The organism is Peribacillus frigoritolerans (assembly GCF_004358755.1).
Classification (GTDB): domain Bacteria; phylum Bacillota; class Bacilli; order Bacillales; family Bacillaceae; genus Bacillus_P.
In genome coordinates this window covers 38,855-53,581 of sequence record NZ_SMZY01000007.1, presented here as the reverse complement: position 1 = coordinate 53,581, position 14,727 = coordinate 38,855, and the positions used below count along the sequence as shown (strand labels likewise).

The window sequence follows — 14,727 nt, the reverse complement described above, 5'->3', positions numbered from 1 at the left end:
AAACAAGACTTAATCCGCCAAAAAGCACAAAAAAAACACACCGTACATACATGCACGGTGTGTTTTGAGTCATCATCTATTAGTTAGATGAAGATGAGTTTGAGTAACGTCTTTTGTTGTCTCTGTTCGGCTTGCCGCCTTGTTGTCCGTAAGAACGTTTGTTGTTGCTCTTAGAATGCGGGCGCTGGCCGTCTCTTCTGTTGCGGTTGCTTGAAGAAGAAGAAGAAGAACGTTTTCCGCCTCTTTTCGCATACATAGGAGCCTCATCCGTTAAGTTAACCGGAGTTTGGTTCGGTTCTTTTGTCATTAATTTAATTGCAGCAGCAAGGACTGATACTTGGTCGAATTCTTCAAGCAATGCTTCAGCCGTACGCTTATAGAATGACAAGTTATCATCAGTAATTGTCTGACGGATTTTATCAATTGAAACAGATTGCTGACCTTCAAGCGCCTCATCAAGAGTCGGTGCTTTCATGCGGTCCATTTTGCGTTTAGTTGTACGCTCAATGATTTTAAGCATATCTTGTTCTCTTGGTGTTACGAATGTCATCGCAGCACCCGTTTTGCCTGCACGGCCAGTACGGCCGATACGGTGAACGTAGCTTTCAGGGTCTTGAGGAACATCAAAGTTGTAAACATGAGTTACACCAGAAATGTCAAGTCCGCGCGCAGCAACGTCAGTAGCTACAAGCACTTCAATTGCGCCTTCTTTAAATTTGCGAAGAGCAGACATACGTTTAGCTTGAGTTAAGTCGCCATGAATTCCCTCAGCTGCATATCCTCTTAGCATTAAAGCTTCAGAAAGCTCATCTACTCTGCGCTTTGTGCGTCCGAAAACGATCGCAAGCTCAGGTGATTGAATGTCAAGAAGACGTGTTAATACATCAAACTTCTTCTTTTCCTGTACTTCAATGAAGAACTGCTGAATGTTAGAAACAGTCATTTCCTTCGCTTGCACTTTAACAAGCTCAGGGTTTGTCATGAATTTCTCAGCGATGCGTCTGATTGGATCAGGCATTGTAGCTGAGAACAGCAATGTTTGATGCTCTGAAGGAACATTTGAAAGAATGTTTTCAATATCTTCAATGAATCCCATGTTAAGCATTTCATCTGCTTCATCCATTACAACTGTTTGAACGTCAGATAATTTCAATGTTTTACGGTTGATATGGTCAATTAGACGGCCCGGAGTACCAACGATAATATGAGGAAACTTCTTCAATGAGCGAATTTGGCGGTTAATATCCTGTCCTCCGTAAATCGGAAGAACGCGAACGCGTTTAGCTGAACCGATTTTGTAAAGCTCTTCAGATACTTGAATCGCAAGTTCGCGAGTCGGTGCAATGATGATCCCTTGAATCTTATCTTGTTTAACATCGATTTTTTCAATAAGCGGAATACCGAATGCAGCTGTTTTACCAGTTCCAGTTTGTGCTTGGCCGATCACATCTTTATTCTGTAGCCCCAGTGGAATGGTTTGTGCTTGGATAGGTGTAGCTTCTTCAAACCCCATTTTATTAATAGCTTCCATTAATAATGGGCTGATACCTAGTTCTTGAAACGTATTTGTCAATTTGTTCTACTCCTTTTAATCTCTATAGCTTTCACAGACTTTCATGTATGGTGAATCAAAAAACGCCCCATCGGGCAAAACGTTAGCTTTATAAAAGCCCGTAAACACTTAACTTTAATCATATCACTTTTTTTATGCTTTTACAACAAGCCTTAGAGATGTGGTTCATTTTACACTCATTTTATTTTGTGTCATCAGGAAGGATTCTATAACTTCAACAAGCATTGGGAAATCATCCCCATGGCAAATGAGATGCTTCGAACAGGGCAGAAAACAAAGCTCCTTCTGCTCTGAAGTGATTCTCTCATAAATATATCTTGCACTTTTTACAGGTACAATTCCATCACATTCACCTTGAACGATGAGGACCGGTATAGTTATTTTATCCAAGATTGGGCGAATGTACCTGACTAATTTCCTGAATTCGAGAGTCGCTGCGATCGGCGTTTCCAGCACTTTTTTTCTGTATCTTATATAAATTTCATTGTTTGCTCCATTACCCCGAATGGCATCTGCAATGAGATCTTTTACGTCAACGAGCATCTGCCGGGGATTAAGGTAATAAGCAGCCGCGCTTAACAGGACCAGTTTTGCTACCGGATACCTTGATGCAAGATACGCAGCAATTAATCCCCCCATTGAAAATCCAATGATATAGACTTCCGTGCATTCCTCTAATAGGTCCCTTAATTCATTTTCAGCATGGGCAATCCACTGATTAAACCCAATCCCTCTCAGACTCAAGGTTTCTCCGTGCCCTGGAAGAGTGGGCACTTTAAGCACCCAGTCCGTCTCTTCCTTCAAATGGCGGACAAGAGGTTCCACTTCATACGGGGCACCAGTAAATCCGTGAATACATAGGCATCCTTTCATGTCGCTCTCTCCCAAATGTCATTTTTTTAAACTGCGCCAGTTGTAGTTTTAAATAAAAAAACCCTGGGTATATAAAAAGTACCCTGGGTTACTATATTTTAAAACAAAAAGGAGCGTTCATCATGACAGTCTTAAAAGATAGCGCAGTAGAAGTATTGAGTGAATTAACACCATATTCAGTGGGTATTGGATTAGTTGTTTTAGTGATTGCACCATTTATTTTTTAATGAATATAAGGGCTATTCAGCAGCTGTTGCTAAGGTTGTTTGACCCCAATCTTTTATTATGTGATTCCAGACGTTTAACACTACTCGTGATCCATTCTACATAAGATCGTTTGTAAGAAGAATGAACTCTTTTTTGATGAGCCCGTATTATAAGCGGTTTTTCTGTTTAACCCCATCGTCTTCTATCGGATTAATTGCGGGCAGAACCCCTGCAAGTCCCTCATTCATTAAATTATCCAAGCCTTTAAATGTACAAAGTTATACTTAAGTATGGAGCGGAGCGACATCTTACAAAAAAAAATTCTGGTGCATTTAACACCAGAATTTTTTGTGCTGCAAAATCTTAAGTTTTTTTCGTTTATGCGGACTTACCCCTTAAAGCAGCGCATTGACGACTTCTTCAAGCTTCATGCCGCGTGAAGCTTTTACTAATACGAGATCTCCGGATTTTGCCGTTTGTTTTAAATGGTTAACAAGCTCTTGTTTATCCTGATAAACGTGAATGAGGGATGAATCCATTTTCTTTTGTGCTCCTGCAGCAATTTCCGCACCCAGTTTTCCGAACGTGAAGAGATAATCAATCTCTTTTGAATCGATTGATTCTCCTACCTCTTGATGAAACTTCACCTGCATCTCATCGCCAAGTTCAAGGATGTCTCCAAGAACTAAAATTTTCTGATTGTATCCCTGCATATCACAGGCAAGTCTGATGGCAGCTTTCATTGAAGTCGGGCTTGCATTGTATGCATCATTGATTACAGCAAGATTCTCTTTTGTTTTCGTTAATTCAAGACGCATGCCAGTCATTTGGATCGCTTTCAAACCTTCACTGATTTTCTCTTGTGTCACACCCAAGAATTCTGCTGCAGCGATGGCGGCAAGCGCATTATTCACATTATGTTTCCCAAGCACAGGCAAAAATAACTTCTCTTCCCGCCCGCTGATTTTAAAGAATGTGCCGTTTTCTGTTTGCTCAATCTCTGAAGGAGAATAGGCATTCCGTTTTGACCCGCCAAAAGAAATCGTTTTAAACGAATAAGATTGAACCCGTTCAGTAAGCAAAGGTTCCTCTCCGTCATAAATAAGCACGCCGTCAGGCTTTAGCCCGCTGACGATTTCAAGCTTCGCTTCTGCAATGCCTTCTCTTGAACCCAAATTCATTAAATGGGACTCGCCGATATTTGTGATGATTGCTGCATCCGGCTTAGCGAGATTTGATAAGAGCTCAATTTCTCCCCTGTTGCTCATGCCCATTTCGAGCACCGCTGCTTCTACGTCCTCAGTCATACTCAGAATCGTAAGCGGCAGCCCAATATGATTGTTAAAATTCCCTTTGGTTTTATGTACTTTGTACGTCGTTGAAAGCAGAGCAGCTACCATATCTTTAGTAGTTGTTTTCCCATTGCTTCCTGTTACGCCGATTACCTTAAGCTGAAGCTGTTCTAAATAACTGCTTGCTAATTTCTGCAATGCCTTTAACGTATCTTCAACTAAAATAACGGCACCTGCAGGAGGATTAGGTTTTGAGCGGTCCCATAAAGTTGCAGCTGCACCTTCCTCAAGTGCTTTGCCGGCAAACTCATGCCCGTCAAAATTTTCGCCGACAATCGGAATGAATAGAGTTCCCGCTTCAATCTTCCTGGAATCCGTTGTAATTCCATGAATGAATTCATTTTCTTTTTCAGCAGATAACCCTGATCCGCCTGCCATCGTTTGAATATCCACTAACGAACGTCGTATCATTTGTTTTGCTCCTTTCAAATCCATGTTATTTCATCATATGTAGACCAAGAAACACTATCCCTGAGAATAGTGTTTCCATGCTTTCTTAAAACGTATGTTTAATTTGCTGTTTTCCTTCGTGGCGTTCAAGCGCAAGCTCAACTAATTTTTCAATAAGCTCAGGGTACTCGACACCTGCATGCTTCCAAAGCAGCGGGAACATGCTGTAAGGCGTAAACCCAGGCATTGTGTTTACTTCATTGATCAATGCTCTTCCGTCTTCTGTTAAAAAGAAATCTGCACGCACAAGACCTGATCCGTCAATGGCCTTAAATGATTTAATCGCTAAATCTTTGATCAGAGCATATTCTTCTTCTGTAACTTGTGCCGGGATCATCATATCTGTATCGCCATCAACGTATTTCGAATTGTAGTCGTAAAATTCTTTTTTAGGTGCAACCTCTCCGACTACAGAGCAGCTTGGTTCATCGTTTCCAATAACGCCGATTTCGATTTCACGGCCGATGATGCCTTCTTCAATAATAATTTTGCGGTCATAGTTGAATGCTTCATCAAAAGCTTTTACAAGGGATTCACGGTCTTTGCATTTGCTGATGCCGACACTTGATCCAAGGTTTGCAGGTTTTACAAAACAAGGGTAGCCAAGCTCCTGCTCAACTGTCTCGTATGCTTTTTCCGGAGCTTTCTTCCAGTCGCTCTTAATGAATGAAACGTAGTTAGCCTGCTCAAGTCCTGCCTGTGCAAACAAGTTTTTCATGATCACTTTATCCATTCCGGCTGCAGAAGCGAGAACGCCATTCCCTACATAAGGAAGATTCAGAAGTTCAAGCATTCCCTGAACCGTTCCGTCTTCACCGTTTGGTCCATGCAGAAGCGGGAACACGACATCGATTTGCTCATGCTCATTGTCGGTCTTTGAAGGAAAGAGATCCTGATTCAAAGCAACCGGCGAAACAGCTGTGCCTCCGTCTTTAAACTGAAGAGCAGCAACGTTTTCAACAGGCTCATGCAATTTCGCTCCCCGGATCCATTCGCCTTTATCTGAAATATAGATTGGATGTATATCAAATTTGTTTGTATCTAACGCTTTTATAACAGCAAGTGCTGTCTGCAAAGAAACCTGATGCTCTGCTGACTTGCCGCCGTATAATAATCCGACTTTAATTTTCATGTGGATATCCCCCTAAAGAAAGTTCATCTCTTCTATATTATCATTTTCAAATCAAATTGTTATAGCCCATCATGCAATTCTTTATAACATTCGAGCGGCACACCTTTTTGCGTCCGCTTAAAAGTTTATTTGGACCTGCATAAGCAATTGGTGAATGCAAAATCCTGATTATGTATTAAAATAAGAGCAAGGAGGCAAAATCATGAAGCAAATTACATCTAAAGAACAGTTTCAAGAGTTAATTACCCAAGATCAAGAGGTGCTAATCAAATTTTTCGCAGACTGGTGCCCTGACTGTACGAGAATGAATATGTTCATTGATGAAATCATTGAGGCTTATTCTAAATATGAGTGGTACGAAATCAATAAAGATGAGTTCCCTGAACTTGCAGAAACGTATCAAGTAATGGGCATTCCAAGCATTCTGATTTTCAAAAACGGAGAAAAACTTGGACATCTTCACAGCGCTAATGCGAAATCTCCAGAGCAAGTGACGGAATTCCTTCAAGAAAAGCTCGGATAAGTTTTTAGAATTGACAGATTAGCCAAACGTTTTATGTGGAGCTGAACGCAGCTCAAAGCGCGTGATTCCGCTTGTTGAAGAAAAAAGAAAACCAATAAGCACATACTCTTCATGAGTACGTGCTTTCTGGTTTTCTTGCTTCAAATGTAATGGTTTGATCAGCATGAACCGGTGCTTTTCCATATGTATAATCAGCTGAAATCACAATGTCTGTAAATCCAAGCCGCTCTAAAACCAGTTTAAATTCCCGTACACCGTACCATCTCATCGCAAATCTCTGCAGTTCAGTGTCAATCAGCTTTCCGTCCTGCCATTTTTCATATTTCAAATAGCTTACTGAATACTGCTCAAGGAAATTCACTTCCACCCGCTTTGATTCCATTGTAATCACGTTTTGCTCAGGTGTAACCCACGTTTTTGTTTTGACTTCATTTAAGGCTGCTTCAGGCTGCAAATAAAGATCAAGAATCAGACGGCCGCCTGCAGCCAGATGATCATAAAAATTCTTGAGGGCAAGTATCGATTTCTTTCTGTCTTCAATCAGCAAAAACGTTCCTGCAGGAATGATAATGGCCTCGTAAGTCCGCTGCAGTTTCATCTCACTCATATCCATTTCATGGAGGACAGGAGACAGCCCCCTTTCCTCGCAGCGCATTTTGCATGAATCAAGCATTTCCGGTGATTGATCAATCCCTTCTATGTTCAGTCCATCCTGAAGTAAAGGAATATAGATTCTTCCTGAACCTGTTCCCGGCTCTAAAATACGTCCTTTCACTTCCTTCAGACGCTCCCTGTAATAGTCAATGTCTCCAAAAGAATGGCCGACCGGCTTATCGATATCATAAACTTCCGTTGCAAGCCTGCTGTAGCTGCTGAACATAAAACCCGCCTCCCCAGTAGAATGATGTTATTATTTATAGCCTTAATTCAGTTGCTCATACATTGGAAATGAGGAATCACCCGTTTAACTCAGGCATGACAGATAAGTCCGGGTTTGACTTTTTTTGCTGGATTTACTTTGGACGAAAAGCTTGAGCTTCCTCTTGCTATCGATTTAATCAAACGTTTGTTTAACCTTTAAATCCTCTTTGTGCGCGGATCATTGCGCTTTACAATATAGTAGCCGATTCCCGCAAGCGCCATAATAATGACAATGGGAATAATATACGGTTCAGCAGCATATTTAATCTCTGTCCAATTCGTGCCAAGCTGAATCCCCAAATACAAGAAGAAGATCGTCCATGGAATCATGGCAGCCACTGTATAAACAGTAAACCTCCATAACGGCATCTTCCCGATTCCTGCCGGAATGGAGATGGCATGTCTCACAACCGGAATGAATCTTGCTGTAAAAATAACTCCGGCCCCATATTTTTCAAACCAGGCTTCTGAAAGATCCAGATGATGTTTATTAATAAATAAAAACTTCCCGAACTTTTCAAGAAAGGGTCTTCCGCCATAATACCCCATCCAATAAAGGAAAACTTGAGCAAGCGTTCCTCCAATCACTCCCGCAACAACCGCTCCTGCAAATTCAATTTGTCCAAGAGAAATTAAATAGCCCCCATACCCCAGAACAATTTCACTCGGAATCACCTCAATCATTAATCCCAGTGCAATCCCGTAATAGCCTAAATCAGCCAGAATCTCTAAGAGTGAATAAATGAATTCCTTCATAATTGCTCCTCTGCTTTGTATTTTCTAAAAAGAAAACAGCACTGACCGCTCATCAAAACTCGGGTCAGAACTTAAAGTCCGTCCGAATCATACGTGCTTTTCTAAGCGTGTCAAAAACAATGACAAGGGCAGGGCCTGCGAATAATCCGATAAATCCAAGGAGTTTAAATCCTATGAACAGGCTGATCAGAGCTGCTAAAGGCGTAATGCCCATGCTGCTTGAAAAGATTTTAGGTTCAATGACCCTTCTGACCACCGTGATGACTAAAAAGAGAATCACCAATCCAATCGATAAAGCTTGGTCATTTTGAAAAAATGCGTAAATCGCCCATGGAACGAGGAAGGATCCAGTTCCGAGGATCGGCAGAATATCCACAATGACAATCAGGAGAGACAAGACCACCGTGTAAGGAACTGAAAGGATAGATAGCCCCGCAAACGCCATCACAAACGTCAGGGCGCTTAAAAAAATCTGGGCTTTGACAAAACCAATCCCTGCTTTGTTTAATTCTTCCAGAACAAGAACGAGTTTCTCCTTTGTTTTCACTGTTAAACTGTCTGCTATCATCCTTTTTAATCGAGAAAGCTCAAGGCTGAATAAATATAAAGCAATGAGATAGATCAGGATTTCAAACATAAAACCGGGCAGAAAGGCAATAAAATCGATCAAACTGTTTAAAAATCCATTCACCCCTTCTTCAAACGACTTTAGTCCAGCTGTAAACGATTCTTCAAGCGATTGGACAACCCCTCTTGGAATGGTTTCCTGCACTTGTTCCCATTTCGTTAAAGTGGGCTGGATAATGCTTGCATAAACCTCTTCAATAATTTCAGGGAGATTTGATGCAAATGCAACAAATTGATCAAAGACAACCTTAACTGTAAAGTAGCCAATCATCACAAGCATTGCAGCATAGGCTGTAAATGCGGTAAAAACGGCAAGACCCCGTCCAAACTTCAAATGGTTTTGCAGCCTCTGCACAGCCCCTTCCAATAGAAGAGCAGTAACCAATGCAAATAGAAGAGATAGGCTTAGCGGCAAAAGGAACGTGACCACGACAATTAAAATACAGAGCAAAATCCATTTTTTCTTGTTCACCTTTTTGTTTCTCCTTTTAATATATATGCGTGTTTCTCTCATTATAATCTATTAAAAGCAAATCAAGTTATATGCCAAAATAAAAAAGCAAGCCAAATTCAGCCTGCTTTTAAAGTCCTTTATCGCGAGGAAACTGTCTTTGCGGCCGCTTTTATCAGGACAAACCAGCCTATTGCCAGAAAGACCGCTCCGATTCCAATCAAATAGCCAAAATGTAGGAGGGCCTGATCGCCTAAAAACTCAAATCCTGTTTTGATAAATTCATTGCGGACAGCAGGAATGAACAAAAGGACAGCACCCAATCCAATCGCAGCATACCCTCCTAATAAACCAAACCGGTAAAACAAACTGCCTAGGAGAAAGAAGCCTGATAATAAGAAGAATCTGATAGCCCCGTCAATAAAGAAATTGACCAGATACAGATTTTCATGCCCTAGAAATTTCGCCATGTATTGAATCTTGAAATTTTCATTCACCATCATGGAACCCATTCCTTCAAGCACCATGATTAATAGAGTATGAGCAGCCGCCAAAAACATAGCGAGCATGAGGAGAAAGAGAATCGTGGCCACATAGTAATTTTTTCTTGTAGCCCCTCTTTTGATGCTGAACGGATATGTTTCTTTTACAGTCATAAATCCTGCGATTGCGCTGAAAATATAGACCGCGGCTGAGCTTGAGACTGTCAGGTTTCCTCCAATTGTAAGCTGAATGCCAAAGGATAAAGCCATGCAGCTGATCAGAATGGCCCAGAAGATCGTAAGAGAATTTCGGATATCCAATACTTCAAACAATAAGATGCCGCGACATTGTCTTATCATGCAGAAATCCCGCCTTTCGGTTTTGCTGTTAAATAAACCATTAAATCCTGAACAGGCACATGTTCGACCTGCAATCCCGCCTTTTTAGCCTCCATGCGGTTTTCACCATACAGGACGGCCTGTTCCATGCTTCCAAATGATTTGCGGTAAATGACGTTTTTGTTTTTCACAAATTCAGCAACTGCTGCTGAAGATCCATTGACCAAAAACGATTCCTCTCTAAGTTCATCTGCATTTTTCTGCATCAGCAGCCTTCCATCAGATACAATGAGCACTTCTTCCAGCAGCCGGCTGACTTCATCTATTAGATGAGTAGATAAAATAAACGTACGCGGATATTCTTCGTACTCTTCCAATAGCAGATCGTAAAATCTGCTTCTGGCTGCAGCATCGAGACCGATATATGGCTCATCAAATATCGTAATTGGCGCCCGGCTTGCAAGACCAACCGTAATTCCCAGTGCAGATTCCATTCCCTTTGATAATGTTTTGACTTTCATATTTTCATCAAGATAAAAATCCTCGAGCAGTTTTTCAGCTGTTTCACGGCTCCAATTCGGGTAAAAGCAGCGTGCGATTTTTAGGACATCTTTTATCTTTAATCCTTTTTTAAAATTTTCGCTTTCATTGATCAAACAGATCGACTCCGTTATCTCTTGATTTTCAAAAGGTTTTTGGTCATTTATTAACACCGAACCACCCGTTGGCAGGATCTGACCGGCAAGAATCTGCATCAATGTCGTTTTACCGGCTCCATTCCGCCCGAGCAGGCCGTAAATCTTATTTTCTTCAAGTTCCAGTGTAATGCCGTCAAGCGCGCTTTTCTTGCCATAAACCTTCGTTAATTCCTTCATATTAACCTTCATTATGACCGCTCCCTTTTTCAAGCATATCTTTTAGATCGTTCACACTGATATTCAATTTTGCCGCTTCCTTCTTCAGCGGCAAAATAAAGGCTTCGTAAAATTGCTCTTTCCGCTGGCCGGTTAATATCCCCTTTGCCCCTTCAGCTACGAACATCCCAATTCCTCTCTTCTTAAAAAGAATGCCTTTCTCCACTAACTGATTGATCCCCTTTGCTGCTGTTGCAGGATTAATTTGATAATGTGCCGCGAACTCATTTGTCGATGGAACTCTCTCTCCTTCCTGAATCATGCCGTTGATGATGTCATCTTCTATCTGCTCCGCTATTTGCTGGAAAATCGGTCTGTCGGTATCTAAAAATGGATACATATGACCCCTCTTTCGGTTCACTTGTTAATTGGTTAGTTACTTATGTAATTAACTATATACCACGCTGTAAAACATTGTCAATACAAAACCTGAAAATGGACTAATTCCAAATAAAAAAAGGCAATCCCTTAGGGGGACCGCCTACATTCAAGCTGCCTTTTTAAATGTAACCTTGACCACTTTTTTGGTTTTCTCATTATATTCAACGAAAACAAATAGTTGAAACGTTTTATTCTTTTCCTTCAGCGTAAGCTTGAACGTTTCAATTGAAGTTGCTGCTTTTCTCTTTTTTCCTACATGAAGATAGTCAGTGATTTGAGCATCAGGGTATTTTTCCATGGTCTTGCGCATCGCAACTCTTCCAAACTCTTCATAGGAAAGCACTTTGGTTTCTGCATGAGCTTGAACAGAAAACGCGGTCATACTGCTTCCTGCCAAACAGAAAATCAGCAAGATGTTCAGCCATCTCTTCATTTTTACAATCCCTTCTTTCTTTTTCATAGGGTTTGTAAATGAACGGATTCTATGCAGACATCTCTTTGATCATAAACACCTGTTCTGCTTTTTCGATGAATCCCTCTTTTTCTAAGATTTCATGGACCAGCTGATTGGATTTAGATAGATTGACAGCCGTTCTTTGAACCTCTTCCGTGTTAGAGAATGCGAATGCTTCATGCAGCAGCGAGCGCACAAGTGCTTCTTTCTCCTGATGTTCAGGGTGTGCCTCACATTGAAATAAAAGGATGCCAGATAGCGTTCCGTCATCCTCATATTTCCGTTTAGACAGGGCGAATCCGATGGTTTCCCCTTTTGCGTCTACAGCAAGAATGGATTCACCATCCCTGATGTTTTGCCACTGGACCTGCCATGGCGCCAGCTTGTTATAAAAAGGGATATTCTGTACGTCCCGCGGCTTTTTGACCTGAACACGGAATCCCCCTTTTGGTTGTTCGAGCTTAAGCGGAGCTGAATGTCCGAGGTGTGCAATCCTGTCTACTACCTTATAGCCCATTTTTTCATAAAGCTTGATCGCACGATCATTATGAGAAACGGCTTCAAGAGTAGCTGTGTCAACATTTTCTTTTTCGTAAAGGGATAAAACCTCTTCCATCAGCTTGACCCCGACCCCTTTGCTTCGGTACTCAGGAGCAACACCAGTTCCGCCGTTCCATGCAATTTTTTTGCCGTCTATGGTTCTGATTCCATTCAAAACAAGCCCAACCGGCTTGGAGCCGTGAAAAGCAACTACAGATAATGCCGGCGAAAGGTTTTCAAGCACCATTCGATTAAAAAAATTCTCAAGAGACAGCGTCATATCAAAATAATATCCCTCAAAGCCTTTATTCCATGCTGTTAATGCTTCTTCAAGCGTACATTGAGACAATCTTTTAATGGTGATCATAACGTACCCCTTTTCTCAGCAGACTGTAAGCTTTCTAACCTCTTAGTGTCTGCAATTCTCCTTTTAAAAACTTAAGCTCTCCCTTTTTCCAAGTACAAGAAGATCATTTCTTCTAAAGCGCGAATTTGTTTTTGATAAGGGTAACTCCCGCCTATTACTGAATAGTGAAGACACATGCCATCTATGGTTCCCCACACCATAGATGATACGAGTGAAGGATCTGTGTCTTTGTTGAATTCATTTTGTCTGATGCCTTCTTCGATGATCTCAATGAGCAGCGCCTGATAGACATTGGCATAACGGTCTGTCATGACTTGCTTCAGCTCTTCGTCCCTGCCTGAGTGAATCCAGAATTCAAGGTGAACACCGATCATTCTCTGCCACTTTTGAGACAGCTCGATTTCTGCGTAGTTTTTGAAAAACTGGTGAAGTTTTTCTTTTGCAGTCACGCTCTCTTGAAAGGTATTTTTCAGCTTGGCGATATTCTCCTCTGTCCGCATCTGCATCAGCTGAAGATAAATTTCTTCCTTGCTTTTAAAATAGTTGTAGATCGCCCCCTTGCTTAACCCGGATTCAGCAACAATGTCGTCTATTGTTGCAAGCTGAAATCCTTTTTCGCCAAAAGCCTTCAGGGCACTCTCAAGAATATGACGCTTTTTTTTCTCCTTGTATTCATTTGAAACAATTGGAGCCACTTTTACACCGCCTTTTTTAAAAACCGACTATATAGTTTATTTTATTCCACTGATGACGGTAAATTCAAACAATTTCGAAAAAATATTTGTTAAATCTACCATTTGACTTTTACACAATAACCCCTTAATGTAGGAAAGGACTTTTTTAAAAACACACATATATCTTCTTATTAAGAGAGGCAGAGGGACTGGCCCTGTGATGCCTCGGCAGCGGACTCGGTTCCGAGTGCTGTGCCAATTCCAGCAAGCCTTGTGCTTGAAAAATGAGAAGAGCTTATTTCCATTCCGGATATAAGGTCTCTTCTTATTTTAGAAGAGATTTTTTTTTTATAGAAAGAAAGGTGGTACACATGGAGACAAAAGGAAATGGACTGGCATTATTGCCATTAATCATATTTCTTGCCCTATTTGTAGGGTCTGGTATTATAACAGGCGATTTTTATAAGATGCCGATTCTTGTTGCCATCATCATTGCAGCAGGCGCTGCACTAATGATGAATCGGAAAGAAACATTCACTTCAAAAGTGGAGAGCTTTGCTAAAGGGTCAGGTCATCCTGATTTAATGATCATGGTGTTTATTTTTATCTTGGCTGGGGCTTTCTCAGAAGTGGCCAAAGGAATGGGAGCAGTTGAATCAACTGTCAATCTTGCTCTTACCTTTTTGCCGCAAAGCTTTTTGATTGTTGGATTATTTATCATTGGGGCTTTTATTTCACTTGCAATGGGTACTTCAATGGGAACAATTGCTGCCCTTGCTCCAATTGGCGTTGCCATCAGTGCAGAAGCTGATATTTCAGCAGCTCTTGCTATGGCTGCCGTAATTGGCGGTGCAATGTTCGGGGATAATCTGTCTTTTATATCGGATACAACGATTGCAGCCGTTCGGACACAGCAAACGGAAATGAGAGACAAGTTCAAGGTAAACTTCTTCATTGTTTTGCCGGCTGCCATTATAACTAGTGTCGTTTTAATTGTCATTACTCTCGGCAATCAATCACCAGTTTCTCCCGGAGAATTCAGTTTCATTAAAATGGTGCCATATATAGCCGTTCTTGTAACAGCGCTTCTTGGAATGAATGTAATCGTTGTTTTAACTGGAGGTATCCTGCTTAGCGGAATCATCGGCCTTTCTGATGGCAGCTACACGTTAACGGCATTTCTTCAGAAAATAACAGATGGTATTATGGGGATGGCCGAATTAGTCATTCTTTCACTCTTAATCGGCGGAATGGTTGAATTAATTAAACGAAACGGCGGCATTCACTTTATTTTAGAAGCAATGACGCGAAGAATATCTTCTAAAAAAGGAGCAGAATTTGCCATTGCCGGTCTTGTCAGCACGACAAACCTTGCAACTGCGAATAATACGATCTCTATTATTGCAGCAGGTTCTCTCGCAAAAGATATGGCGGATAAGTATGAGATTGATAAACGGAAATCTGCGAGCCTTTTAGATATTTTCTCTTGCAGTATACAGGGGTTAATTCCTTACGGTGCTCAAATGCTGACTGCCGCTCAATTTGCCAAGATTTCACCAACTGATATCCTGCCATTCTCTTTTTACCCATTCTTAATAGCCATCATGGGTATTGTTGCTATAATTATAGGCTATCCGAGATTTAAAGAATCCCGGTAAATTTTATTGACAGAGTCCGATAATCGGACTCTGTTTTTTAGGAGAAAAAAGCC

General features: G+C 41.2%; 15 protein-coding genes and 1 riboswitch. Of the genes, 2 read left to right on the top strand and 13 right to left on the bottom strand.

The window, feature by feature from the left end; all coding sequences use genetic code 11:
- Positions 1-79: 79 nt before the first annotated feature.
- The 4 genes from E2R53_RS21515 to E2R53_RS21500 form a co-directional block, all read right to left on the bottom strand.
- Positions 80-1,573 carry a DEAD/DEAH box helicase gene (locus E2R53_RS21515; RefSeq protein WP_133313761.1) on the bottom strand — a complete coding sequence of 498 codons (1,494 nt, stop codon included), beginning with the start codon at positions 1,571-1,573 and terminating at the stop codon, positions 80-82.
- Positions 1,574-1,738: 165 nt separating this feature from the next.
- Positions 1,739-2,446: an alpha/beta hydrolase gene (locus tag E2R53_RS21510; RefSeq protein ID WP_133313760.1), complete on the bottom strand. Its 708-nt coding sequence runs from the start codon at positions 2,444-2,446 to the stop codon at positions 1,739-1,741.
- Positions 2,447-3,048: 602 nt separating this feature from the next.
- Positions 3,049-4,416, bottom strand: coding sequence for a UDP-N-acetylmuramoyl-tripeptide--D-alanyl-D-alanine ligase (locus E2R53_RS21505; protein WP_133313759.1), 1,368 nt, complete (start codon positions 4,414-4,416; stop codon positions 3,049-3,051).
- Positions 4,417-4,501: 85 nt separating this feature from the next.
- On the bottom strand, positions 4,502-5,587 hold the full coding sequence (locus E2R53_RS21500; protein WP_133313758.1) for a D-alanine--D-alanine ligase: 1,086 nt from the start codon (positions 5,585-5,587) through the stop codon (positions 4,502-4,504).
- 202 nt (positions 5,588-5,789) lie between these two features.
- Between E2R53_RS21500 and E2R53_RS21495 the strand changes: the two genes are divergently transcribed.
- Positions 5,790-6,110, top strand: a complete 321-nt coding sequence (locus E2R53_RS21495; RefSeq protein WP_070878701.1) for a thioredoxin family protein — start codon at positions 5,790-5,792, stop codon at positions 6,108-6,110.
- Positions 6,111-6,219: 109 nt separating this feature from the next.
- On the opposite strand, the gene E2R53_RS21490 is transcribed toward E2R53_RS21495, so the two are convergent.
- The 9 genes from E2R53_RS21490 to E2R53_RS21450 form a co-directional block, all read right to left on the bottom strand.
- Entirely contained in the window at positions 6,220-6,990 is a 771-nt protein-coding gene (locus E2R53_RS21490; protein WP_133313757.1) for a class I SAM-dependent methyltransferase, read from the bottom strand.
- Between the two features lie 197 nt (positions 6,991-7,187).
- Complete coding sequence (locus E2R53_RS21485; protein ID WP_070878697.1) at positions 7,188-7,787, bottom strand: DedA family protein; 600 nt, start codon at positions 7,785-7,787, stop codon at positions 7,188-7,190.
- Positions 7,788-7,851: 64 nt separating this feature from the next.
- Positions 7,852-8,886, bottom strand: coding sequence for a sporulation integral membrane protein YtvI (gene ytvI, locus E2R53_RS21480; protein ID WP_286166371.1), 1,035 nt, complete (start codon positions 8,884-8,886; stop codon positions 7,852-7,854).
- A 119-nt stretch (positions 8,887-9,005) separates the two neighbouring features.
- On the bottom strand, positions 9,006-9,707 hold the full coding sequence (locus E2R53_RS21475) for a hypothetical protein (RefSeq protein ID WP_133313755.1): 702 nt from the start codon (positions 9,705-9,707) through the stop codon (positions 9,006-9,008).
- Positions 9,704-10,573, bottom strand: coding sequence for an ABC transporter ATP-binding protein (locus tag E2R53_RS21470; protein ID WP_133313754.1), 870 nt, complete (start codon positions 10,571-10,573; stop codon positions 9,704-9,706). Before E2R53_RS21470 ends, E2R53_RS21475 begins: the two co-directional genes overlap by 4 nt.
- Positions 10,563-10,940: a GntR family transcriptional regulator gene (locus tag E2R53_RS21465; protein WP_133313753.1), complete on the bottom strand. Its 378-nt coding sequence runs from the start codon at positions 10,938-10,940 to the stop codon at positions 10,563-10,565. The genes E2R53_RS21470 and E2R53_RS21465 overlap by 11 nt, the downstream gene beginning before the upstream one ends.
- A gap of 147 nt (positions 10,941-11,087) precedes the next feature.
- Positions 11,088-11,414 carry a DUF3889 domain-containing protein gene (locus tag E2R53_RS21460; protein ID WP_165971069.1) on the bottom strand — a complete coding sequence of 109 codons (327 nt, stop codon included), beginning with the start codon at positions 11,412-11,414 and terminating at the stop codon, positions 11,088-11,090.
- Positions 11,415-11,463: 49 nt separating this feature from the next.
- On the bottom strand, positions 11,464-12,342 hold the full coding sequence (locus tag E2R53_RS21455; RefSeq protein ID WP_133313751.1) for a GNAT family N-acetyltransferase: 879 nt from the start codon (positions 12,340-12,342) through the stop codon (positions 11,464-11,466).
- 71 nt (positions 12,343-12,413) lie between these two features.
- Entirely contained in the window at positions 12,414-13,037 is a 624-nt protein-coding gene (locus E2R53_RS21450) for a TetR/AcrR family transcriptional regulator (protein WP_133313750.1), read from the bottom strand.
- Positions 13,038-13,201: 164 nt separating this feature from the next.
- Positions 13,202-13,307, top strand: a riboswitch (SAM riboswitch).
- Positions 13,308-13,387: 80 nt separating this feature from the next.
- Between E2R53_RS21450 and E2R53_RS21445 the strand changes: the two genes are divergently transcribed.
- The gene (locus tag E2R53_RS21445; protein ID WP_133313749.1) at positions 13,388-14,674 is read left to right on the top strand and encodes a Na+/H+ antiporter NhaC family protein; all 1,287 of its coding nucleotides are present in this window, start codon (positions 13,388-13,390) and stop codon (positions 14,672-14,674) included.
- The last annotated feature ends 53 nt before the right edge of the window (positions 14,675-14,727 follow it).